This is a genomic window from Burkholderia cepacia complex sp. TUM26381, assembly GCF_057439935.1.
The window spans coordinates 3,257,140-3,278,769 of record NZ_CM172006.1; the positions used below are offsets into that span (position 1 = coordinate 3,257,140).

General features: G+C 68.0%; 19 protein-coding genes. 3 read left to right on the top strand and 16 right to left on the bottom strand.

Annotated elements, in window-relative coordinates; all coding sequences use genetic code 11:
* Window positions 1-37: 37 nt before the first annotated feature.
* The 7 genes from ACWMMN_RS15300 to ACWMMN_RS15330 all read right to left on the bottom strand — a co-directional run bounded on the left by ACWMMN_RS15300 (window position 38) and on the right by ACWMMN_RS15330 (window position 9,009).
* Window positions 38-892 (bottom strand): type VI secretion system Vgr family protein, encoded by an 855-nt coding sequence (locus ACWMMN_RS15300; RefSeq protein WP_486422821.1) that lies wholly within the window; start codon window positions 890-892, stop codon window positions 38-40.
* Between the two features lie 272 nt (window positions 893-1,164).
* Window positions 1,165-2,859 carry a cation acetate symporter gene (locus tag ACWMMN_RS15305; protein WP_486422822.1) on the bottom strand — a complete coding sequence of 565 codons (1,695 nt, stop codon included), beginning with the start codon at window positions 2,857-2,859 and terminating at the stop codon, window positions 1,165-1,167.
* 11 nt (window positions 2,860-2,870) lie between these two features.
* Complete coding sequence (locus ACWMMN_RS15310; protein WP_059233105.1) at window positions 2,871-3,176, bottom strand: DUF485 domain-containing protein; 306 nt, start codon at window positions 3,174-3,176, stop codon at window positions 2,871-2,873.
* 93 nt (window positions 3,177-3,269) lie between these two features.
* Window positions 3,270-4,475 carry a CaiB/BaiF CoA transferase family protein gene (locus ACWMMN_RS15315; protein ID WP_340624502.1) on the bottom strand — a complete coding sequence of 402 codons (1,206 nt, stop codon included), beginning with the start codon at window positions 4,473-4,475 and terminating at the stop codon, window positions 3,270-3,272.
* Between the two features lie 30 nt (window positions 4,476-4,505).
* Window positions 4,506-5,642 (bottom strand): acyl-CoA dehydrogenase family protein, encoded by a 1,137-nt coding sequence (locus ACWMMN_RS15320; RefSeq protein ID WP_342702978.1) that lies wholly within the window; start codon window positions 5,640-5,642, stop codon window positions 4,506-4,508.
* Between the two features lie 14 nt (window positions 5,643-5,656).
* Window positions 5,657-6,853 carry an acyl-CoA dehydrogenase family protein gene (locus ACWMMN_RS15325; RefSeq protein WP_342702980.1) on the bottom strand — a complete coding sequence of 399 codons (1,197 nt, stop codon included), beginning with the start codon at window positions 6,851-6,853 and terminating at the stop codon, window positions 5,657-5,659.
* 29 nt (window positions 6,854-6,882) lie between these two features.
* Window positions 6,883-9,009, bottom strand: a complete 2,127-nt coding sequence (locus tag ACWMMN_RS15330) for a 3-hydroxyacyl-CoA dehydrogenase NAD-binding domain-containing protein (RefSeq protein WP_486422823.1) — start codon at window positions 9,007-9,009, stop codon at window positions 6,883-6,885.
* 242 nt (window positions 9,010-9,251) lie between these two features.
* Here ACWMMN_RS15330 and ACWMMN_RS15335 point away from each other — a divergent pair, with 242 nt between their 5' ends.
* Both ACWMMN_RS15335 and ggt read left to right on the top strand, forming a co-directional pair.
* The gene (locus ACWMMN_RS15335) at window positions 9,252-10,214 is read left to right on the top strand and encodes a LysR family transcriptional regulator (RefSeq protein WP_059233100.1); all 963 of its coding nucleotides are present in this window, start codon (window positions 9,252-9,254) and stop codon (window positions 10,212-10,214) included.
* A 71-nt stretch (window positions 10,215-10,285) separates the two neighbouring features.
* Window positions 10,286-12,160 (top strand): gamma-glutamyltransferase, encoded by a 1,875-nt coding sequence (ggt, locus tag ACWMMN_RS15340; RefSeq protein ID WP_059233099.1) that lies wholly within the window; start codon window positions 10,286-10,288, stop codon window positions 12,158-12,160.
* 52 nt (window positions 12,161-12,212) lie between these two features.
* Here the strand turns inward: ggt and ACWMMN_RS15345 are convergent, their stop codons facing one another.
* The 6 genes from ACWMMN_RS15345 to ACWMMN_RS15370 all read right to left on the bottom strand — a co-directional run bounded on the left by ACWMMN_RS15345 (window position 12,213) and on the right by ACWMMN_RS15370 (window position 17,407).
* A complete protein-coding gene (locus ACWMMN_RS15345; protein ID WP_486422824.1) occupies window positions 12,213-13,172 on the bottom strand; it encodes an ABC transporter permease subunit in 960 nt (319 codons plus the stop codon).
* Window positions 13,172-13,969 (bottom strand): taurine ABC transporter ATP-binding protein, encoded by a 798-nt coding sequence (locus tag ACWMMN_RS15350; RefSeq protein WP_174994461.1) that lies wholly within the window; start codon window positions 13,967-13,969, stop codon window positions 13,172-13,174. The genes ACWMMN_RS15345 and ACWMMN_RS15350 overlap by 1 nt, the downstream gene beginning before the upstream one ends.
* Before the next feature lie 28 nt (window positions 13,970-13,997).
* Window positions 13,998-15,014 carry a taurine ABC transporter substrate-binding protein gene (gene tauA, locus ACWMMN_RS15355; protein WP_059233096.1) on the bottom strand — a complete coding sequence of 339 codons (1,017 nt, stop codon included), beginning with the start codon at window positions 15,012-15,014 and terminating at the stop codon, window positions 13,998-14,000.
* A 251-nt stretch (window positions 15,015-15,265) separates the two neighbouring features.
* A complete protein-coding gene (lipA, locus tag ACWMMN_RS15360) occupies window positions 15,266-16,258 on the bottom strand; it encodes a lipoyl synthase (protein ID WP_059233095.1) in 993 nt (330 codons plus the stop codon).
* Complete coding sequence (gene lipB / locus ACWMMN_RS15365; protein WP_486422825.1) at window positions 16,251-16,997, bottom strand: lipoyl(octanoyl) transferase LipB; 747 nt, start codon at window positions 16,995-16,997, stop codon at window positions 16,251-16,253. Before lipB ends, lipA begins: the two co-directional genes overlap by 8 nt.
* A gap of 83 nt (window positions 16,998-17,080) precedes the next feature.
* Window positions 17,081-17,407 carry a DUF2917 domain-containing protein gene (locus ACWMMN_RS15370; protein ID WP_174994463.1) on the bottom strand — a complete coding sequence of 109 codons (327 nt, stop codon included), beginning with the start codon at window positions 17,405-17,407 and terminating at the stop codon, window positions 17,081-17,083.
* Window positions 17,408-17,509: 102 nt separating this feature from the next.
* Between ACWMMN_RS15370 and ACWMMN_RS15375 the strand changes: the two genes are divergently transcribed.
* The gene (locus ACWMMN_RS15375; RefSeq protein WP_059233093.1) at window positions 17,510-18,499 is read left to right on the top strand and encodes a transcriptional regulator GcvA; all 990 of its coding nucleotides are present in this window, start codon (window positions 17,510-17,512) and stop codon (window positions 18,497-18,499) included.
* 24 nt (window positions 18,500-18,523) lie between these two features.
* On the opposite strand, the gene ACWMMN_RS15380 is transcribed toward ACWMMN_RS15375, so the two are convergent.
* The 3 genes from ACWMMN_RS15380 to ACWMMN_RS15390 are packed head-to-tail and all read right to left on the bottom strand — an operon-like array spanning window position 18,524 to window position 21,117.
* Window positions 18,524-18,832: an HP0495 family protein gene (locus tag ACWMMN_RS15380; protein ID WP_011353335.1), complete on the bottom strand. Its 309-nt coding sequence runs from the start codon at window positions 18,830-18,832 to the stop codon at window positions 18,524-18,526.
* Window positions 18,832-19,758, bottom strand: a complete 927-nt coding sequence (locus tag ACWMMN_RS15385) for a D-amino acid aminotransferase (RefSeq protein ID WP_059233092.1) — start codon at window positions 19,756-19,758, stop codon at window positions 18,832-18,834. Before ACWMMN_RS15385 ends, ACWMMN_RS15380 begins: the two co-directional genes overlap by 1 nt.
* Before the next feature lie 48 nt (window positions 19,759-19,806).
* Window positions 19,807-21,117 carry a D-alanyl-D-alanine carboxypeptidase family protein gene (locus ACWMMN_RS15390; RefSeq protein WP_059233091.1) on the bottom strand — a complete coding sequence of 437 codons (1,311 nt, stop codon included), beginning with the start codon at window positions 21,115-21,117 and terminating at the stop codon, window positions 19,807-19,809.
* Window positions 21,118-21,630 lie beyond the last annotated feature (513 nt).

Consider the following 21,630-nt stretch of genomic DNA (forward strand, 5'->3'; position numbering starts at 1 on the left):
CGAATCGCCAGATAGCGAAAGCGCGTGCCCAGCACCCTTACGATCCTGGACCATTGGGCCCTTCACGCGGATGGCGATGGCCTCGATCTCCACGCCGCTGCCATCCAGCGTGATCGTGCCGCCGGGGCCACGCAGGCGGATTACCTCGCCGGCTTGCAACTCGACAACCTTGGTGCGATGCCGAATGGCTTGCCCCGCCTCCAGTTCGGCACGGCCCTGCACGCGCTGCGTTAGATGCCCGCCGATATCCACCGTGTGTGCGCAGGCACGGCTGCGGCAGGTCGCCGCCAGGTGCCGGGTTGTACAGCACCGGCTCGCCCTGCTGCCGGCCAAAGATAAAGAGGCGATCGCAGTGGATCAGGCGGTGGCCGTCGGCCTTGTGCTGGAAGGCGTAGAAAAAGCCCTCCTCGCGCAGGATGCGTTCGATGAAATCGTAATCGGTGTCGCCGGCCTGCACGCAATACTCGCGCGCCAGATGCTCGGCGGTGACGCGCTGCTCGTAATCCAGCGTCTGGTGATGCGCCTTGAGCACGGCCTGCGCAATCTCCGGAACGCTCAACGTCTGGAAGATGCGCCAGTCGGAAGACAGCTTCAGGCGCGCCAGGCGCGGCTCGACTACGGCCGAATAGCGGGTCCGCCGGAAGCCTGTGTCGCCTTGCACGAAACTTGACACCGCGCCGTGCACGTAACGCACGGGTACGCCGCCCTGCCAGATCGTGAGCAGGCCATTGCAGTCGAGCACCTGACCGAAGTCGATGGCGGGATTCGCGCTGGCCAATTCCACTTGCAACAAAAAGGTCTCGGACAACCCCTCATGCAGCGTGAACTCCACCACATCGAACGACTCGTCACCGGCAGTGAAGGTAAAGCGCAAGTCGAATTGGATAGCCATAGTTAAGCTGCTCGCTGAACGCCCTGCGGCAACGATTAACTATTGCGAGATCCACGTCTATTGGACGAATTCGAAAGTGGAGTTTCCCGCGACTTGGCGTCCGCCATATCGGTGAGTTGCCCTGGTTCTATCCGTGATCGAACCAGACTGCCCCGGTCAACCTTTGTCGCAAGTACCGTCTGTCCCGACGATGCCCCCGCGCCCCGCCCCCAAAACGAGAACCCCCGAAAGATCTCAATCCTCCGGGGGGTTTCACCGCCATCAATCACGAATCAGTGCTGCACGGCCTCACCCGCCAGCACACCCGTCTGCGCATAAAACTCCTGCTGCTCGAACGCGTCACGCTCGCGCCGTGCGCGCTCGCCGCGATCCGCGAGCGAGCCGACGACGATCCCGATGAACGCGAGCGGCACCGACACGAGCGCCGGGTTGTCGAGGAACACCGGCGCATGCGCGTGGTGCAGCACGTCGACCCACACCGACTTCGACAGCACCGTGAGCACTACCGCCGACGCGAGACCGAGGCCGCCGCCGAGCACCGCGCCGCGCGTCGTCATCCCGCGCCAGAAGATCGACATCGCAAGCACCGGGAAATTCGCGCTCGCGGCCACCGCCGCGACGAGCCCGACCATGAACGCGACGTTCACGTGCTCGAACAGGATCGACAGCGCGATCGCAATGGCCGACAGCACGATCGTCGCCGCGCGCGAGATGCGCATTTCGAGGCGCTCGTCGGGCTTGCCGCGCGCCCACATCTGCGCATACAGGTCGTGCGAGATCGTCGTCGCGCCGGCGAGCGTCAGGCCCGCGACCACCGCGAGGATCGTCGCGAACGTGACGGCCGCGATGAACCCGTAGAACCAGTTCCCGCCGACTGCCTGCGCGAGCTTCACCGCGACCATGTTCGAGCCGCCGAGCAGGTCGTGGGTCAGGTTGAACGTGCCGTTCGCGCCGAGCCGGAAGAATTCCGGATGCTGCGCGAGCAGCACGATCGCCGAGAAGCCGATCACGAAGGTCAGCAGGTAGAAGTAGCCGATGAAGCCGGTCGCGTAGAGCACCGACTTGCGCGCCTCCTTCGCGTTCGGCACCGTGAAGAAACGCATCAGGATGTGCGGGAAGCCGGCCGTGCCGAACATCAGCGCGATGCCGAGCGACAGCGCGTTGGCCGGATCGCGGATCAGCTTGCCGGGGCCCATGATCGACAGCGCGCCCGGATGCACGGCCACCGCGCGGCGGAACATCTCGTCGACGCTGAAACCGAATTCGCCGAGCGCGAGCAACGCGAGCAGCGTCGCGCCGCACAGCAGCAGCACGGCCTTGATCACCTGCACCCAGGTCGTCGCGGTCATCCCGCCGAAGAACACGTAGACCACCATCAGCACGCCGACGATCAGCTCGGCCGTGCCGTACGACAGCCCGAACAGCAGCTGGATCAGCTTGCCCGCGCCGACCATCTGCACGACGAGGTACAGCACGACGATCGTCAGCGAATTCGCGGACGTCAGCAGCCGGATCGGCCGTTGCGCGAAGCGGTATGCAACGACGTCGACGAACGTGAACTTGCCGAGGTTGCGCAGCGGTTCGGCGATCAGGAACATCACGAACGGCCAGCCGACGAGAAAGCCGATCGAATAGATGAGCCCGTCGAAGCCGAACATGAACACCATCCCGGACAACCCGAGGAACGACGCGGCCGACATGTAGTCGCCCGCGATCGCGAGCCCGTTCTGCAGCCCGGTGATGCCGCCGCCGGCCGTGTAGAAGTCGCGCGTCGAGCGCGTGCGCCGCGCGGCCCAGCGCGTGAGCGCGAGTGTCGCGAACACGAACGCGAAAAACATCCCGATCGCGACCGGGTTCAGTTCGACCTTGTCGGGCATCGGGCCCGCGACGGATACCGCATGGGCGGCGGAGGAAACGAGGGCGAGGGAAGCAGCAAGCGCGCCGGGCGCGATCGAGGTACGTCGCATGTCGGCCTCCATCACGAACGCTGCAGGATCGCGTCGACGCGGCGGTCGAACGCACGGTTCGCACGCAGCACGTAGCACGCGGTCAGCCCGATCGCGACCAGGATGATCGCGACGCCCACGGCGATCCCGACCGTCGTCGTCGCGCCGCGGTACAGCGGCGCCGCAAGCACGTGCGGCGCGAGCGCGACGAGCAGGATGAAGCCGTAGTACGTGGCGATCATCAGCGCCGTGAGCGTGAAGCTGAAGCGGCGCCGTGCGCGCACGAGCTGCTGGTAGTCACGGCGCGCCGTGACCGATTCGATGACGGAAAGCTCCATGGTGTCTCCATTTCTTCCTCGTCGTCGCGAGGAGATTTGTGGATGGCCGGCGCGTGATCCGAACCCGCCCGCGCCGTGGCGTAAAGACATCCGTTACACGACGCGATCCGCACGCAGCCGCGCGACCTCGTCGGCCGACATCCCGAGCCAGCCGCCGAGCACCGCATCCGTATCGGCACCGAGCACCGGCGGCGCACCGCGCACCGGCAGCCGAGCGCCGTCGAAGCGATACGGCGGCGCCAGCACGTCGACGCCGCCCGCGACCGGATGCGGCTGCCGCGTGACGAGCCCGGCGCTCGTTGCTCGTTCGGACGTCAGCGCCTCGTGCAATCCAAGCACTTCGCCGCATGGAATGCCCGCGTCGGCGAGCGCGGTGAGCAGCGTCGCACGCGACCGGCGTGCGAGTTCGCGACGAATCTCGGGCAGCAGGTCGGCGCGATTCTCCGAGCGGCCGAGGTTGGTCTTGTAGCGCGCATCGGCCGCGAGGTCGGGCCGCTCGATCGCATCGCAAAAGCGTGCGAACTGCGTGTTGTTGCCGACCGTGATCACGAGCGGGCCGTCGGCCGCGTCGAACACGCCGTACGGCACGATCGACGGATGCGCGTTGCCATAGCGCGGCGGATCCTCGCCCATCAGCAGCGCGTCGAGCCCGTAGTACGCGGTGATCATCAGCCCACAGTCGAACAGCGCCATCTCGATGCGCCGCCCGCGCCCGGTTGCGTGGCGTTCGTACAGCGCGGCGAGGATCGCCTGCGCCGAATACATGCCGGTGAACAGGTCGACCGCCGCGACGCCGAACTTCAGCGGCGGCTGGCCAGCCTCGCCGTTCAGCGCCATCAGCCCGGCCTCTCCCTGCACGACAAGGTCATAGCCGGGCCGCGCAGCCTCGGCGCCCGACCGGTCGTAGCCGGAGATCGCGCAGTGCACGAGGCGCGGATTCAGTTCGGCCAGTGCGTCGTAGCCAAGCCCGAGTTTTTCCGCGCCGCCGAACTTGAAGTTGTGAAGCACCACGTCGGCCTGCGTGGCCAGCTCGCGCGCGAGCCGCCGCCCTTCGTCAGTCTGCAGGTCGAGACAGATCGAGCGCTTGCTGCGGTTCACGCTGTTGAAATAGGTGGTTTCGGTGTCACCGATCCGCAGGCCCCAGTCGCGCGTATCGTCGCCGCGCACCGGATGCTCGACCTTGATCACTTCCGCGCCGAAATCGGCGAGCACCATCGCGCACCACGGGCCTGCCAGCACGCGCGAGAAATCGAGCACCTTCACGCCGGCCAGCGGCAACGCGCGCGGTTCGTTCGTCATCCTTGTCTCCTCCATTCGCGTCTTGCGCCTTTACTGTTTCGACAGCGCGATATAACGCGCGAGATGGTGATCTTCATCACCGAGCTGGTGATCGATCATCACGAGGCGCTTCGCGTAGTGCGACAGCGGCAGCTCCCACGTCATCCCGATCCCGCCATGCAGCTGGATGCTCTCCTCGGCGACGAGCGTGCCGATCCGGCCGATGGTGGTTTTCGCGGCCGCGAGCGCGCGTTCGCGCACCACGCGCGGCGCGTCGAGCTGCGCGGCCGCGTTGATCACGGCCGAGCGCGCCTGCTCGACTTCGAGCAGCAGGTCGGCCATCCGGTGCTGCAGCGCCTGGAAGCTGCCGATCGGCAGCCCAAACTGCTTGCGCGTGCGCAGGTACTCGAGCGTGTGCTCCTTCGCGACGTCCATCGCGCCAAGCGCTTCCGCCGACAGCGCGAGCAGCCCGTAGCCGAGCACGCGTTCGAGCAGCGCGACGCCCGCTTCGCCGTCGGGCGCGCCGAGCGCCGCATCGGCCGGCAGCGCGACGCGCTCGAAGCGCACTTCGGCCGCGCGGCCGCCGTCGATCTTCCGGTAGTCGCGCAGCGTCACGCCCGGCGCATCGGCCGGCACGACGAACAGGCCCATGCCGGCCGCGTCGTCGTCCTGCCCGGACACGCGCGCACTGACGACGAAGAACGCCGCCTGCGCGGCCTGGTCGACGACGCCCTTCGCGCCCGTCAGCACCCAGCCGTCGCCCGAGCGTTCGGCCCGCGTGCGCACGGTCGTCAGTTCATAGTGCGAGCCCGGTTCGTCGTGCGCGAACGCGGCGCTCGCGCTGCCGTCGATCAACGCGGCGAGCCGGTCGCGATGCGCGGCGCCGCCGGCGAGCGACAGCGCGCGGCCCGCGAGCAGCGCGCCAAGGAACGGCTCGACGACGAGCCCGCGCCCGAGGCATTCGAACACCACGGCGATGTCGAAACCCGCGCCGCCGAAACCGCCATCGGCTTCGGCAAACAGCGCACCGACCGTGCCCAGTTCAGCAAAGCGCTGCCACATCGCGCGATCGAAGCCTGCGGCCGACTGCGCGATGCGATCGCGCACCGGGAACGCGTACTGTTCGGCGATGAATCGGTTCAACGTATCCGCCAGCATCCGGCGGTCTTCTGTGTGCTGGAAATCCATCGTCGCGTCCCTCGTTACAGCCCGAGCATCATCTTCGCGATGATGTTCTTCTGGATCTCGTTCGAGCCGCCGAAGATCGACAGCTTCCGGTTGTTGAAGTACTGCTGCGCGGCGCTCGCGGCTTCGTCCGGGCCGACCGGTTCGCCGTCGTAACCGGCATCGAGCGCGTCGTCGACGAACGGCTGCGCGTACGGCCCCATCGCGCGCCGCATCAGCGCGGTGATCTCCTGACGGATCTGCGTGCCGCGGATCTTCAGCATCGAGCTTTCCGCGCCCGGCGCGCCGCCGCCCGCGACCGCCGCCAGCACGCGCAGGTTGGTCGTGCGCATGTTCTCGAGTTCGATCTCGACACGCGCGACGCGTGCCGCGAAGAACGGATCGTCCGCGAGCGGCTTGCCGTTCTTCGTGACCTTCGCGGCCACCGCGCGCAGCCGGTCGAGCGCAGCCGTCGAGAAGCCGATCCCCGCGATGTTGGTGCGCTCGTACGTGAGCAGGTACTTCGCGTAGGTCCAGCCGCGGTTCTCTTCGCCGACGAGGTTCTCCACCGGCACGCGCACGTCGGTGAAGAACACCTCGTTCACCTCGTGCTCGCCGTCGAGCGTGATGATCGGGCGAACCTCGACGCCCGGCGTGTCCATGTCGATCAGCAGGAAGCTGATGCCCTCCTGCTTGCGCACGTCGGTCGCGGTGCGCACGAGGCAGAAGATCATGTTCGCGTAGTGGCCGAGCGTGGTCCACGTCTTCTGGCCGTTCACGACGTAGTGATGGCCGTCGCGCACCGCGCTCGTCTTCACCGCCGCGAGATCGGAGCCGGCGCCCGGCTCCGAGTAGCCCTGGCACCACCAGTCGGTGCCGTCGAGAATGCGCGGCAGCCAGTGGCGCTTCTGCGCTTCGTTGCCGTACTTGATCAGCACGGGGCCGAGCATGTTCACGCCGAACGGCACGATGCGCGGCGCACCCGCGAGCGCGCATTCGTTGTCGAACAGGAACTTCTGCGCGACGCTCCAGCCGGGGCCGCCGTATTCGCTCGGCCAGTGGCTCGCGAGCCAGCCGCGTGCGTTGAGGATCGCGTGCCATTCGCGCATGTCGTCGCGCGTGAGGTGCAGGCCGCCCTTCACCTGGCGCGCGATGCGCTCGGGCAGTCCGGCTTGCAGGAAGCGCTGCACTTCCGTGCGGAAGGCTTCCTCTTCGGGAGTGAAATTGAGGTCCATCTTCGTTCCGTTGCGAATGCGGTGGGCGTTCAGTCGACGCGGTTCAGGCTCGCGAAATCCGCGCCGCGCGCGACGAGATCGACGAGCAGCGGCGACGGTTTCCAGAACAGCGGATCTTCCTTCGCGAACGCGCGGATATCGGCGAGCACGTTCGCGAGGCCGACCGTGTCCGCGTAGTGCATCGGGCCGCCGCGATAGCGCGGGAAGCCGTAGCCGTACAGGAACACCGCGTCGACATCGAGCGGGCGCAGCGCGATCTTCTCGTGCACGACGTTCGCGCCTTCGTTGATCATCGCGGCGAGGTAGCGGCGCAGGATGTCGTCGTCGGTGAACGTGCGCGGCGCGACGCCCTTCTTCGCACGTTCTTCCGCGACGATCGCGTCGACTTCCGGGTCCGGCGTGCCGATGCGCGCGCCGTCCGGGTACAGGTAGTAGCCGCGCGACGTCTTCTGCCCGAACCAGCCGCGCTCGCACAGCCGGTCGGAAATCTCCACGTAGCGCGCATGCGGGTCGCGCGTTGCCGCGCGGCGCTTGCGGGTCGCCCAGCCGATGTCGCCGCCCGCGAGGTCGACGACCTGGAACGGGCCCATCGGGAAGCCGAATGCACGCACCGCGCGATCGATCTGGTACGGCGACGCGCCGTCTTCCATCAGGTAGTCGGCCGCCGTGCGATAGACGGCGAGGATCCGGTTGCCGATGAAGCCGTCGCACACGCCCGCGCGCACCGGCGTCTTCTTCAATTGCTTCGCCAGCGCAAACGCGGTCGCGACGACGTCTGCGCTCACGCGCGACGGCACGACGATCTCGAGCAGCTTCATCACGTTGGCCGGCGAGAAGAAATGCAGGCCGATCACGTCGGCCGGCCGGTCGGTGCTCGCGGCCAGTTCGTCGATGTCGAGGTACGACGTATTGGTCGCGAGCACCGCGCCCGGCTTGCATACGCGCGCAAGCTCGGCGAACACGGCCTTTTTGACGGCCATGTCCTCGAACACGGCTTCGATCACGACGTCGGCCTGCGCGAGCGCGTCGTACGACGTGCTGCCCTTGAAGCGCGCAAGCCGCGCCGCATGCGCGGCCGGCGTCATCCGCCCTTTCGCGACGAGGCCGTCGTACACCTTCTCGACGTGCGCCCGGCCACGCGCGAGCGATGCTTCGTCGCGCTCGATCATCGTCACCGGCAGCCCGGCGTCGAGCGCCGCGACCGCGATGCCCGCGCCCATCGTGCCGCCGCCGACCACGCCGATCCGCTCGACCGGCCGCGCGCTCGCGCGCCGCGCCTCGGGCGCCTTCGCCGCTTCGCGCTCCGCGAAGAACGCGTGCACGAGGCCCGCGCGCTGCGGGCTGTCGATGCATTGCAGGAACAGGCTGCGTTCGAACTTCATCCCCGCGTCGAACGACTGCGTGAGCGCGGCCTCGACCGCGTCGACGATCTTCGCCGGCGAGAACAGCCCGCGCGATTTCTTCGGCAGCTCCGCGCGCGCCGCGTCGATCGCAGCCTGCGCGGCCGCGCGATCGGCGAGCCCCTGCGCATCGCGCGTGCGGCGCACCGGTGCGCCGAGCGACACGAGTTCCTGCGCGTACGCGAGCCCTTCGGCGAGCGTGTCGTCGCTGTGCGCGACGCGGTCGACCAGGCCGAGCGCGAGCGCCTCCTCGGCGCTCGCATGGCGGCCCGTCAGCATCAGGTCGAGCGCGGCCTTCGCGCCGATCAGGCGCGGCGCGCGCTGCGTGCCGCCCGCGCCGGGCAGCAGGCCGAGCGTGACTTCGGGCAGCCCGAGCTTCGCGCCGGGCACCGCGAGCCGGTAATGCGCGGCCAGCGCGACTTCGAGGCCGCCGCCGAGCGTCGCGCCGTGCAGCGCGACCACGACCGGCTTCGTGCCCGATTCGATCCGCTCGCACACGTCGGGCAGCGACGGCGGCACCGGCGGCTTGCCGAATTCGCGGATGTCGGCGCCCGCGATGAAGTTGCGGCCGGCGCCGACGATCAGCACCGCACGGATCGCGTCGTCGGCCTGCGCGGCGTCGAGCGCGTCGGCCAGGCCCTGCCGCACGGCGGCGGACAGCGCGTTGACGGGCGGGTGGTCGATCGTGACGACGAGCACCTTGTCGCGGCGCTCGCGCGTGACCGTGCCGGTTTGGGGGGTGGCGGGGGAATTCATGGTTTCTCCTGTCGGCCCGAGTTAGCGCTTTAGCGCTTACTCGAGCCCCATGGCGTGGATGGTCAGAGTTGGCGCTTCAGCGCCTACTCCGACCCCACGGCGATCTGTGCACCAAGCATGACCCGATTCTCGATTGATCGAGATTCATTGACAATTCCCTCTCGCTTTTACAAGCTGTCAAGTCTGACTTGACACTGGATGCTTTCCGACCGTTAAACGGGACGGATCAGGAGACTCGGAGCATGGACCTGAATGCGCTGACGCTGCTCGTCGAGATCCTCGACGCGGGCAATCTCAGCAAGGCCGCGCAGCGGCTCAAGATGAGCCGCGCGAACGTCAGTTACCGGCTGAACCAGCTCGAACGCTCGATCGGCCAGCAGCTCGTGCGGCGCACGACGCGGCGCATCGAGCCGACCGAGATCGGACTGAAGCTGTACGAGCACGGCCGGCGCATCCGCAACGAACTGCTCGCCGCGCAGGAATCGGTGACGACGCTCGGCCAGGACCTGCAGGGCCGCGTGCGGCTGTCGGTGCCGAGCGGCTACGGGCAGATGGTGATGTCGGAATGGCTGCTCGCGTTCAAGCGGCTGCATCCGGGCATCGTGCTCGACGTCGTGTTCGAGAACCGCGTGGAAGACCTGATGCGCGACGAGATCGACATCGCGGTGCGCGTGATGCCGGAGCCGCCGCAGAACCTCGTCGCGCGCGACATGGGTGCGGTGCGCTACGTCGCGTGCGCGTCGGCCGCATTCGCGGCCGCGCACGGGATGCCGTCGAGCCTCGGCGCGCTGGCCGCCGCGCCGGTCGTCACCGCGACGGTGATGGGCCGGCAGTTGCGGATCGCCGCGTATCTCGGCGACGAGCGCCACGAGGTACTGCTCGAGCCCACGCTGATTTCGGAGAACTTCCTGTTCCTGCGCCAGGCGATCCTCGCGGGGATCGGCGTCGGCATCGTGCCCGACTACGTGATGCAGGACGACATGCGGCGCGGCACCGTCGTCACGTCGCTCGACGCGTACCGGCTCAGCATCTTCGGCACGCACATGTACATGCTGTACATGCCGAACCGGCACCACACGCGCGCGACGTCGACGTTCATAGAGTTCATCCTCGAACAGGCCGGAAAGACCGGCCGGGGCGGGCCCGGCGGGATGCGTCAGGGTTTTCTGTCGGATGACAATCCGCCGGCGGCGCGGCGACAATAGCGCGCCGGGGCCGGCAGCCGCGTTGCGCCGGCGCCATCGCCTCATTCGCATTCACTGCTGCCGAGGGTTCAATGTTCGACCGGATTCGCCCGCCTTCGCGTCCCTGGACGCTGCTTGCCGCCGTCGCGCTCGTCGCCCTCAACGCCGGCTGCACGTCCCCGTCCGCGCCGTCGGGCGCCGTCGTCCCGGTCGCCGCCGCATCGGGCGCGGCCGTCCCGCTGCCCGGCGTTCATGCGCCCGAACTGTCGTCCGGCTGGACCGACAAGCCGGGCTGGACTTCGCAGCACTTCATGATCGCTGCCGCGAACCCGCTCGCGACGCAGGCCGGCTACGACATGCTGAAGGCCGGCGGCACCGCAATCGACGCCGCGATCGCGACGCAGATGGTGCTCGCGCTGGTCGAGCCGCAATCGTCGGGGATCGGCGGCGGCGCGTTCATGCTGTACTTCGACGGCAAGGCGACGCAGGCATACGACGGCCGCGAAACCGCGCCGGCCGCCGCGACCGACCGGCTGTTCTACGGGCCGACCGGCCAGCCGATGGGCTTCTACGAAGGTGTCGTCGGCGGGCGCTCGGTCGGCACGCCGGGCGTGCTGCGCATGCTCGACGCCGCGCACCGCGCGCACGGCAAGCTGCCGTGGCGCCGGCTGTTCCAGCCGGCGATCCGGCTCGCCGAGCACGGCTTCACGATCAGCCCGCGGCTCGCGACGCTGATCGCGAACGACAAGTACCTGAAGAACGACCCGGCCGCGCGTGCGTACTTCTACAACGCCGATGGCACGCCGAAGGCGGCCGGCACGGTGCTGAAGAACCCCGCGCTCGCGACGGTGCTGCGCCAGGTCGCCGATCGCGGCGCGAACGCGTTCTACAGCGGCGCGATCGCGCGCGACATCGTCACGAAGGTGCGCAAGCACCCGACCAACCCGGGCCTGCTGTCGCTGCAGGATCTCGCGCGCTACAAGGCGAAGGTGCGCACGCCGCTGTGCGCCGACTACCGGCGCTCGGTCGTGTGCGGGATGCCGCCGCCGTCGTCGGGCGGCCTCGCGATCGCGCAGATGCTCGGCATCCTCGAAGCGATGCCCGACTGGCAGCAGATCGGCGCGCAGAAGCCGGTGCGCAACGATGCCGGCTACGAGCCGACGCCGTTCGCCGCGCACCTGTTCAGCGAAGCCGGGCGTCTCGCATACGCGGACCGTGCACGCTACGTGGCCGATCCCGACTTCGTGCCGCTGCCGGGCGGCACCTGGGCGAGCCTCACCGACAAGACCTATCTCGCGCAGCGCGCGCGGCTGATCGGCGACAACAGCATGGGGGTCGCGCAGGCCGGCGCGCCGCAGGGCGCGACGCTCGCGATGGCCGACGACCGCAGCCCCGAATTGCCGTCGACGTCCGACATCGCGATCGTCGACCGCTACGGCCAGGCGCTGTCGATGACGACCAGCATCGAGGATGCGTTCGGCGCGCGGCTGATGGTGCGCGGCTTCATGCTGAACAACCAGCTCACCGATTTCTCGTTCGTGTCGAACGACAACGGCCGGCCGGTCGCGAACCGCGTGCAGCCTGGCAAGCGGCCACGCTCGGCGATGTCGCCGGAGCTCGTGTTCGACAAGAAGACGAAACAGGTGACGATGATCGTCGGCTCGGCCGGCGGCCCCGCGATCATCAATCACGTCGCGAAGACGCTGGTCGGCGTGCTCGACTGGGGCATGACGATGCAGCAGGCGATCGCGCTGCCGAACTTCGGGTCGATGAACGGGCCGACGCAACTGGAACGCGGCCGCGTGTCGGATGCGCTCGCCGACGGGCTGAAGGGCCGCGGGCACGACGTGCAGCTCGTCGAGATGAACTCGGGGCTGCAGGGAATCCAGCGGCTGAACGTGCAGGGGCAGACGGTGTGGTTCGGCGGCGCGGATCCGCGCCGGGAAGGGGTCGCGATGGGCGATTGAGTGCGGCAGGCAAAGGCGGCGCGTGTGCGTCGCCCGCGCCGCCTGCGCGACGTCAGCCTCTTCCCTTCCACGGTACGATCCGCCGCTCGACCCACCGCATCGCGAGATCGAACAGCCACGCGATCGCGCCGATGATCAGGATCCCCATCACGACGATGTCCGTACGCAGGAAGCTCGATGCGTTGAGCACCATCTGCCCGAGCCCGGCCGTCGCGGCAACCATCTCCGCCGCAACGAGCGTCGTCCAGCCGAACCCGATCGCGATTCGCAGCCCCGTGAGGATTTCCGGCAGCGCGGCCGGCAACACCACGTGGCGCACGATCTGCGCGAAGCTGCCGCCGAGCGAATACGCGGCGTTGATCTGCTCGACCGTCGCCGCGCGCACGCCGGCGCGTGCGGCCATCGCGATCGGCGCGAAGCACGCGAGGAAGATCACGACGAGCTTCGCCGTTTCGTCGATGCCGAACCAGATCACGACGAGCGGCAGGTACGCGAGCGGCGGCAGCGGCCGGTAGAACTCCAGCAGCGGATCGAGCACGCCGCGTGCGACGCGGCTCACGCCCATCAGGATGCCCGCCGGCACGCCGATCGCCGTCGCCAGCAAAAATGCGCCGAACACGCGCGCCGCGCTCCACAGCAGATGTTCCGACAGCGGCAGGCCGCCCTGAATGCGGCCGTGCCACGCATCGACGAAAGCGGCCCACACGGCTTCCGGTGCGGGCAGGAACAGCGGCGGCAACCACTGGCGATGTGTCGCGACCCACCACAGCACGGCCAGCGCCGCGACCGTCGCCGCGCTCAGCCCTGCGGTCTTCCCTTCCCCCGGCAGCCGGTAACGGCGCGACGACGGCGCACGACGCGCCGCCTGAGGCCGCGTGCGATCGCCCTGCTCGAAGCCTGCGGTCGCACGATCGGCCGTCCACGAATCCTGCGTGCTCATGCTGTCCTGCCTGTGCAAAGTACTGTTACGGCCGCGCCCGACGGCCACGCCGTGTCGCGCGAGTTCGCTCATCACGCCGGCTCCGCAACCGCCTCGTCGCGATGCAGGTACGAGATCAGCCGCTCGCGCCACGCGATGAATTCCGGTGACGATTTCACCGCACGTGCATCGCGCGATTCGACGTAGCGGCGCGCGAACGGCAGCTCGAAGGTTTCCGCGATGCGTCCCGGGCCCGGCGTCATCACGACGAGGCGCGTCGCGAGGAACAATGCCTCCTCGACGTCGTGCGTGATGAAGAACACCGTCTTGCCGGTGCGCGCCCACACGTCGAGCACGAGCGCCTGCATCGTGCCGCGCGTCATCGCGTCGAGCGCACCCATCGGCTCGTCCATCAGCAGCACGCGCGGGTCGCTCGCCAGCGCACGCGCGATGCCGACACGCTGCTGCATCCCGCCCGACAGTTCGTACACGCGCGCATGCGCATGGTTGTCGAGCCCGACGAGCGCGAGCATCTGTCGCGCCCGCGCTTCGCGTTCGGCCTTCGACACGCGCGCGAAGCGCAGCCCGAGCGCGACGTTGCCGAGCACGTCGAGCCACGGCAGCAGCGCGTATTTCTGGAACACGACGCCGCGATCGGCGCCGGGGCCCGCGACCGGCACGCCGTCGACGCGCACGTCGCCCGTCGTCGGCGCGACGAAGCCGGCCATGCAGTTCAGGAGCGTCGTCTTTCCGCACCCGGACGCGCCGAGCGCGACGACGAATTCACCGGCCTCGATGCGCAGGTCGACGCGCGCGAGCGCCTGCGTCGTCGGCCTGCCGCGCTCGCCCGGATAGGCAACCGATACCTGACGGACTTCCAGCGTGCTCATGCTCAGGACTCCGCGATGATCGCCGCGCTCAGCGCGCGGCCTTCTGCACGAACTGCGGATCGACGCCGGCCGAATAGTCGGACAGCACCGCCTGGATCGTGCCCTGCGATTTGAGGAACGTGGCCGTGGCCGCGAGCGACTTCGCGGCGCCCGATTGCGCGCCGCCGCCGAGCCACGTCGGCGACGCCTGCTCGGCCGCCGTCGGGAATGCGTAGAGCGCGAGGCTGGCCGGCACGTCCTGCGCGTTCGCGCCCGACACCTTCGCCACCGCGGCGACCTGCGGCGAGCCGACCTTCCATGCCGCCGCGTGCGCGCGGTAGTCGGCATCGGCGGCCGCGAGCACCTTCACGAAGCGCGTGACGAACTCGGGGTTCTCGCGCGCGAACTTGCGGCTCACGACGAAGCCGTCGAAGGTCGCCTTGCCACTTTCTTTCGCAACCTGGCCCGACGTCGTGAGCACGGTGCCCGACTGCTTGACCTTCGCGAGCACCGGATCCCAGATATAGGTCGCGTCGATGTCGCCGCGCGCCCACGCCGCCGCGACTTCGGGCGGACGCAGGTTGACGATCTTCACGTCGTTCGGATTGACGCCCGCGGCCTGCAGCGCGACGAGCGTATGGAAGTGCGACGTCGACACGAACGGCACGCCGATCTTCTTGCCCTTCAGCGCAGCGACGTTCGTGACGCCCGAGCCGTTGCGCGCGACGAGCGCCTCGGCGTCGTTGATGTTGTCGAGTACCCAGAACAGCGAGATGTCGAGGCCCTGCGACAGGCCGGCCGCGATCGGGCTCGACCCGGCTTCGCCGAGCTGCACGGAGCCCGACGCGAGCGCGCGGATCACGTCGGCGCCGCTGTCGAGCTTGCGGAACGTGACCTTGTAGCCGGTCGCCTTTTCGACTTCACCGCTCGCCTGCGCATAACGCCACGGCACGACCATGTCCTGGTACGCAATCACGACTTCGCGCGATTCGGCGTGCGCCGCGCCGAGCGCGGCAAAGGCGGTCAGCGCGACGACGGCGCGGCGGATGAAGCTGAAACGGGACATGCGGCTCTCCTTCGGAATGCGGGCATTGCTGCGGGAGAGCCGACTATAGGAGCTTTGCGCGCGGCGGGAGCGAACTTATCCTGCGAAGCTATCGATGCCGTTTCAGCTTTGCTTTCCACGTTCGACCGGATCGCGCGTCCGGTCGGGTGACGATTGCCATGCGGCAGCGCGGATGGCCGCAGCAGCAACAAAAAAGCCCGCATCGCTGCGGGCTTTTTCGACTGCGTGTGACGGCAGCGGGATTGCGACGCTCAGACCACCCCGGCCCCGTGCGCCTGCAGATCGGCGTGATAGCTCGACCGCACCATCGCGCCGACGGCTGCGTGCGTGAAGCCCATCTTGTACGCCTCTTCCTCGTACATCTTGAACGTATCCGGATGCACGTACGCACGCACCGGCAGGTGGTGCTCGGACGGCTGCAGGTACTGGCCGATCGTCAGCATGTCGACGTCGTGCGCGCGCAGGTCGCGCATCACCTGCAGGATTTCCTCTTCGGTCTCGCCGAGGCCGACCATCAGGCCCGACTTCGTCGCGACGTCCGGATGCTGCGCCTTGAAGTCCTTCAGGAGCTTCAGCGAGTGCGCATAGTCCGAACCCGGGCGCGCTTCCTTGTACAGGCGCGGCACCGTTTCGAGGTTGTGGTTCATCACGTCGGGCGGCGCGGCGTTCAGGATCGAAATCGCACGGTCGAGACGGCCGCGGAAGTCGGGCGTCAGGATCTCGATACGCGTTTCCGGCGACTGCTCGCGCACTTCGCGGATGCACTCGACGAAGTGGGCCGCGCCACCGTCACGCAGGTCGTCGCGGTCGACGCTCGTGATCACCACGTACTTGAGCTTCAGCGCCGCGATCGTGCGTGCGAGGTTCTTCGGTTCGTCCGCGTCGAGCGGATCGGGACGGCCGTGGCCGACGTCGCAGAACGGGCAGCGGCGCGTGCACTTGTCGCCCATGATCATGAACGTCGCGGTGCCCTTGCCGAAGCATTCGCCGATGTTCGGGCAGCTCGCTTCCTCGCACACGGTGTGCAGGTTGTGCTCGCGCAGGATCGTCTTGATCTCGTTGAAGCGCGAGCTGCCGGTGGCCGCCTTCACGCGGATCCACTCGGGCTTCTTCAGCCTCTCGATCGGAATGACCTTGATCGGGATGCGCGCCGTCTTCGCCTGCGCCTTCTGCTTGGCGGTCGGATCGTACGCAGCGGTGGCGGCCGAATCGGCCGGTGCGGGAGAAGCGGTAACGTCAGTCATTCGATTGTTCCAGTGCCTGCGGCTTGTCGGCGGCCGCGGATGCGCCGTCGAGGTTGGCGATCAGACGGCGCACCAGCGTGTGGGCGACGTCGTTCCAGTCGGCGGCAACCTCGAGGCTCGCCATGTCGACAGTTTCCAGTCCGGCATAGCCGCACGGGTTGATCGCAAGAAACGGGCGCAGATCCATCTTCACGTTCAGGCTCAGCCCGTGATAGCTGCAGCCGTTGCGGACCTTCAGGCCGAGGGCCGCGATTTTCGCGCCCTCGTGTACGCCGGATGCTACGTAGATCCCGGGCGCGCCCGCCTTGCGGACCGAAGCGAGATTATACGCCGCGAGGGTTTCGATCACGGCCTCCTCGATCTTCGTCACGAGCGTGCGCACCATCAGCTTGCGCCGGCGCAGGTCCAGCAGCAGGTAGACGACGATCTGGCCGGGGCCGTGGTAGGTGATTTGTCCGCCGCGGTCGACCTTCACGAGCGGCACGCCGCTGTCGGCCACCAGCAGGTGGGCCGGGTCGCCAGCCTGGCCGAGCGTGTAGACGGGCGGATGCTCGACCACCCAGATCTCGTCGCCGGTGTCGGCCGTGCGCGTGTCGGTGAACGCGCGCATCGCGTCGAAGCTCGTCTCGTAGGCCTCGAAGCCCCGCCAGCGCACGGCGACCGGCTGGGCCGGAAAGTCGGCGGGCGATGCGGAAACGGCGACAGGCGTGGACACGATGGAAACCGGCGAGACGGACATGGGCGGTAGTTTACCGAAAACCCATGGGTCTCGCCGGGCTTGGAAAGGGACGGATTGTCAGTATCCGTCGGACGAAATGATGGTCAGACCGTGCGCCAGCCGTCGTGGAGCAGCGTGGTCAAGCGTTCGCGCAGGCGTGCCAGCCCGCCGAGTGCCACCTCCCGGGGCGGCCGCGACACCGAGAACGCGACGCGCGCGCCCTCGCGGCCTTCCGCGCTGAGCCACAGCCGCTCGCCGCGGCGCAGCTTCAGCGTTTCGCCGTCGACCAGGAAGTAGTCGTCGACGTCGTTGCTGCGCGTCGCCCAGACCGGCCCGCATTGAACGATCAGCCGCGTGCTGCGTTGCACCTTCATCGGCACGGTTTCGCCCACGGGGATTTCGAAGGTGATGCTTGAAGAAATTTCTTGCATGATCGACTCCGCCAATAAATGCTTCGATGGCTACAATCGTAGTCACTTCAAGGCGTCTGACAAAACGACCAATTTTCACGTCGATGTGAGGAAAATTAGCAAATGGACCTCCGCCAGCTACCGGCGCTGAACGCCGTTCGCGCGTTCGAAGCCGCTGCCCGTCACGAGAATTTCTCGCGCGCCGCCGACGAGCTGTTCGTCACGCACGGCGCAGTCAGCCACCAGGTGCGCGCGCTCGAGGAAGAGCTTGGCGTGCAGCTGTTCACGCGCAACGGCAAGCGGCTGTGCCTGACCGACGCCGGCATGCGCTATGCGCAGCAGATCCGCACCGCACTGATGGTGATCGCCGACGCGACGCGCGAGGTGCGCTCGAGCGACCGCGACCGGCGGCTGGTGGTGTCGATGCTGTCGTCGTTCGCCGCGCGCTTCATCACGCCGCGCATCGGCACGTTCATCGAGCGGCATCCGGAAATCGACGTCGAGCTGCAGTCGACCAACTCGCTCACCGATTTCGCGCGCGACGACGTCGACCTCGCGATCCGCTTCGGCTCCGGCACCTATCCGGGGCTGCATGTCGAGCCGCTGTTCGAGGAGGTGTTCTTTCCGGCATGCGCACCGACGCTGAACGGCGGCAAGCTGCCGCAGACGCCTGCCGATCTCGTGCATTACAACCTGCTGCGCTCGGATGACGAGCTGTGGCGGCCGTGGTTCGACGCGGCCGGGCTCGATACGCTGACCGAGCCGAAACGGGGGGTGCTGTACCAGGATTCGTCGAACCTGCTGCTGGCCGCGATCGACGGCCAGGGCATCGCGCTGGTGCGCCGCTCGCTCGCGGTGCACGACCTGCTCGACGGGCGCATCGTGCGCCTGTTCGACATCGACGGGCAGAGCCCGTGGCACTATTTTTTCGTGTGTCCGCCGCCGCTACTGAGCACGCCGCGCGTGCAGGCGTTCCGGTCCTGGCTGCTCGAGCAGGTCGTGGAATACCAGCAGCTGTGCGACGAACTGGACGCGCGGCGCGCGGCGGGGAAATGTCCCGCCGAGTGCGCGCTGGAGGGAGGATGGAAAGGGATCAGCGGCCGTTTGCGCTGATCCCCGGAGCGCCGGAACGGGCGCTTAGAGCACGACCTTGACCATCGGATGGCCGGTCAGTGCGCGGTAGATGTTGTCGAGCTGTTCCTGGCTCGTCGCGCGCACGGTGATCGTGAGGCCCGTGTAATTGCCGCCGCTCGACGCGCGCTCCTCGATCTTCTCGACATCGATCTCGTTGTCGTGAACGGCGACGACCTTGAAGATCGTGTCCTTGAACTCCGGGTGCGCCTTGCCCATGATCTTGATCGGGAAATCGCACGGAAACTCCAGCAGCGACTCCTTCCGGGTATCGATCGCGCCGGTGACCTCGATGGTTTTGGTCGGTTCGCTCATCATTTTCTCCGGGTTAGGTCAAACTGTTCAAACTCGCGTGCCTTCGCACGCTGGTACGCGTCATACAGCGCCGCGAACACGGGGCCCGGCTTGCCGCCCTGGACGGGCAGATCGTCGAGCGACGTGACAGGCAGCACTTCCTTCGTGGCCGACGTGATCATGATCTCGTCAGCCGAGCGCAACTCCACTTCGCTGATCTCGCGCGCGACGAACGGGATCTTGCATTCGTCGGCCAGCTCCTCGATCAGCGCATAGCGGATCCCTTCGAGGATCTTGTTGCTGCGCGGCGGCGCGAGCAGCTCGCCGTTCTTCACGACCCACACGTTCGACGACGACCCTTCGGTCAGGTAGCCGTCACGCAACTGCAGCGTCTCGAACGCGTCGTGTTCCGCCGCATGCTGCGCCATCAGCACGTTGCCGAGCAGCGAGATCGACTTGATGTCGCAATGCAGCCAGCGGCGATCCTCGGCCGTCACGCAGCGCACACCCTTCGCACGCTCTTCTTCCGGCGGCAGGCGCAGCGGGCTCGTCATCGCGAACACCGTCGGCACCGCGTTCGCCGGGAACGCATGGCCGCGCTTCGCGACGCCGCGCGTCACCTGCAGGTAGACGAGCGCGTTGCCGTCGCCGAGGCCTTCGGCATTCGCCTCGACCACGCGCTCGATCAGCGCGCGCCAGCCGGCCGCGTCGTGCGGGTTGTCGATGCCGATCTTCTTCAGGCTGCGCGCGAGCCGCTCCAGATGCGGGTCGATCCGGAACGGCACGTGCGCGCCGTCGTGTGCATAAACGGGGACGACTTCATACACGCCATCGCCGAAGATGAACCCGCGGTCGAGCACCGGGACACGGGCTTCGGACAGCGGCACCAGTTCCTCCTGCGCCGAGACGCTGAGGTAGACGATCGGTTCGAATTCGGCTTGGCTCATAGCTATGACAGATGGGGATGAAGTCGTAAAAACAAAGGCCCGTCGCGCTTACTTCTTCTTGCTGAACATCAGCAGGATCGAGTCCCAGATACGCCCGAAGATACCCGCTTCCGGCACCGCCTGCAGCGCGACGACCGGGAATTCCGACAGCGTCTTGCCGTCGGCGACGATCTTCACGGTGCCGACCTGCTGGCCTTCCGCGAGCGGCGCGATCAGCGGCGCGTTCACGTCGACTTCGGTCTTGACCTTGTCGCCGAGGCCGCGCGGCACGGTCGCCCACTGGTCGCCCTTCACGCCGACCTGCACGGTGTTTTCCTTGCCCTTGTAGATACGCGGCGTCGACATTGCCTGGCCGCCCTTGAACAGACGCACCGAATCGAACGCGCTGTAGCCGTAGTTCAGCATCTTCATGCTGTCCTGCGTGCGCTCGCCTTCCTTCTGCTCGCCCATCATCACCGACACCAGGCGGCGCTGGCCGTCGACGCCCGGGATCGCGCGCTTCGCCGATGCGATCAGGCAGAAGCCGGCCGCCTGCGTATGGCCCGTCTTCAGGCCGTCGACCGTCGGATCCAGCCACAGCAGGCGGTTGCGGTTGCCCTGGCGGATGTTGTTGTACTTGAATTCCTTCTCCGAGAAGATGCTGTAGTACTGCGGAAAATCGCGGATCAGGTGCGCGGACAGCTTCGCGAGGTCGCCGGCCGTCGTGTAGTGGTTCGGGTCGGGCATGCCGTTCACGTCGGCGAAGTGCGTGCCCTTCATGCCGAGGCGCGCCGCCTCGTCGTTCATCAGCGTGACGAACTGCCCTTCGCTGCCGCCGACGAGTTCGGCCAGCGCGATCGCGGCATCGTTGCCCGACTGGATGATCATCCCGTACACGAGGTCATGCACGGACACCGGCTTGTTCGCCTCGATGAACATGCGCGACTCGTCGCGGCCGACGCGGCGCACCGCGTCGCTCGGCGTGACGATCTGCTCCATCGAGATCTTCTTCTTGTCGAGCGCCTCGAACACGAGGTAGGCGGTCATCAGCTTCGTCAGCGAGGCCGGCTCGACGCGTTCATCCGCATTGCCCGACGCGAGCACCGTGTTGCTGGTCGCGTCGACGAGCACCCACGAGCGTGCGTTCACGCCCGGCGGCGGCACCGCGCCCGGCATGTAGGTCGCGGGCGCGCCGGTGAACTGCTCGGCGGCCGGCGCCGCATGCGCGGCCTTGGCCTTGGCGGCCGGCTTCGCCTCGGCGACGACGATCGTCGATGCGAGCGCGACGGGCAGCATCACGCCGAGCGCGACGTTGCGCGCGGCGGTGCCGAAGGCGATGGAGGAAGCGAGGGACTTGAGGCCTTGGGGAGACAGACGCATGATCGATTCAGGCTGATGGCAGAAAGTGCGGTGCGAAACGCGCAGGGTTGAACGGCAAGGCGGCGGGCGTTTCGGGCACTCGCCCGGAAATCGCCGGGCGACGCGAAACGCGCCGGTTGGACTCGTGCGGACGCGTTCGGTTCGCGGCCGTCGCGAGCGGGCGGACAGGCGGCGAAACGAGCGCCGCATGGGCCCAGCCGGGCCGCGGGCGACGCGGAATGCGGCCATTATACGTGGCCGCGAACGGCGTTTTCGCGAACCTGGCGCCGGACGGCCGCACACCGGCTTCGGGAGCATAGCGCGAGCAGGCTGCGGACCCGCGCACTCGAAGCCGCGCGAAAGGCGTGCGCAGGCGGTGTGCAAGACGGGTCGTGTCGCCGTGCGGCAGGCGGAACGCCGCGCGGTGCGGCGCGATGTCGCGCGACGTTTCGGGAAGGGTCGTGCATCCGGCCGGGTGCCGGTGCGCGGGACGGGCCGCCGGCGCTTACGCCGGCGCCCGCACGCAGGCCGGGG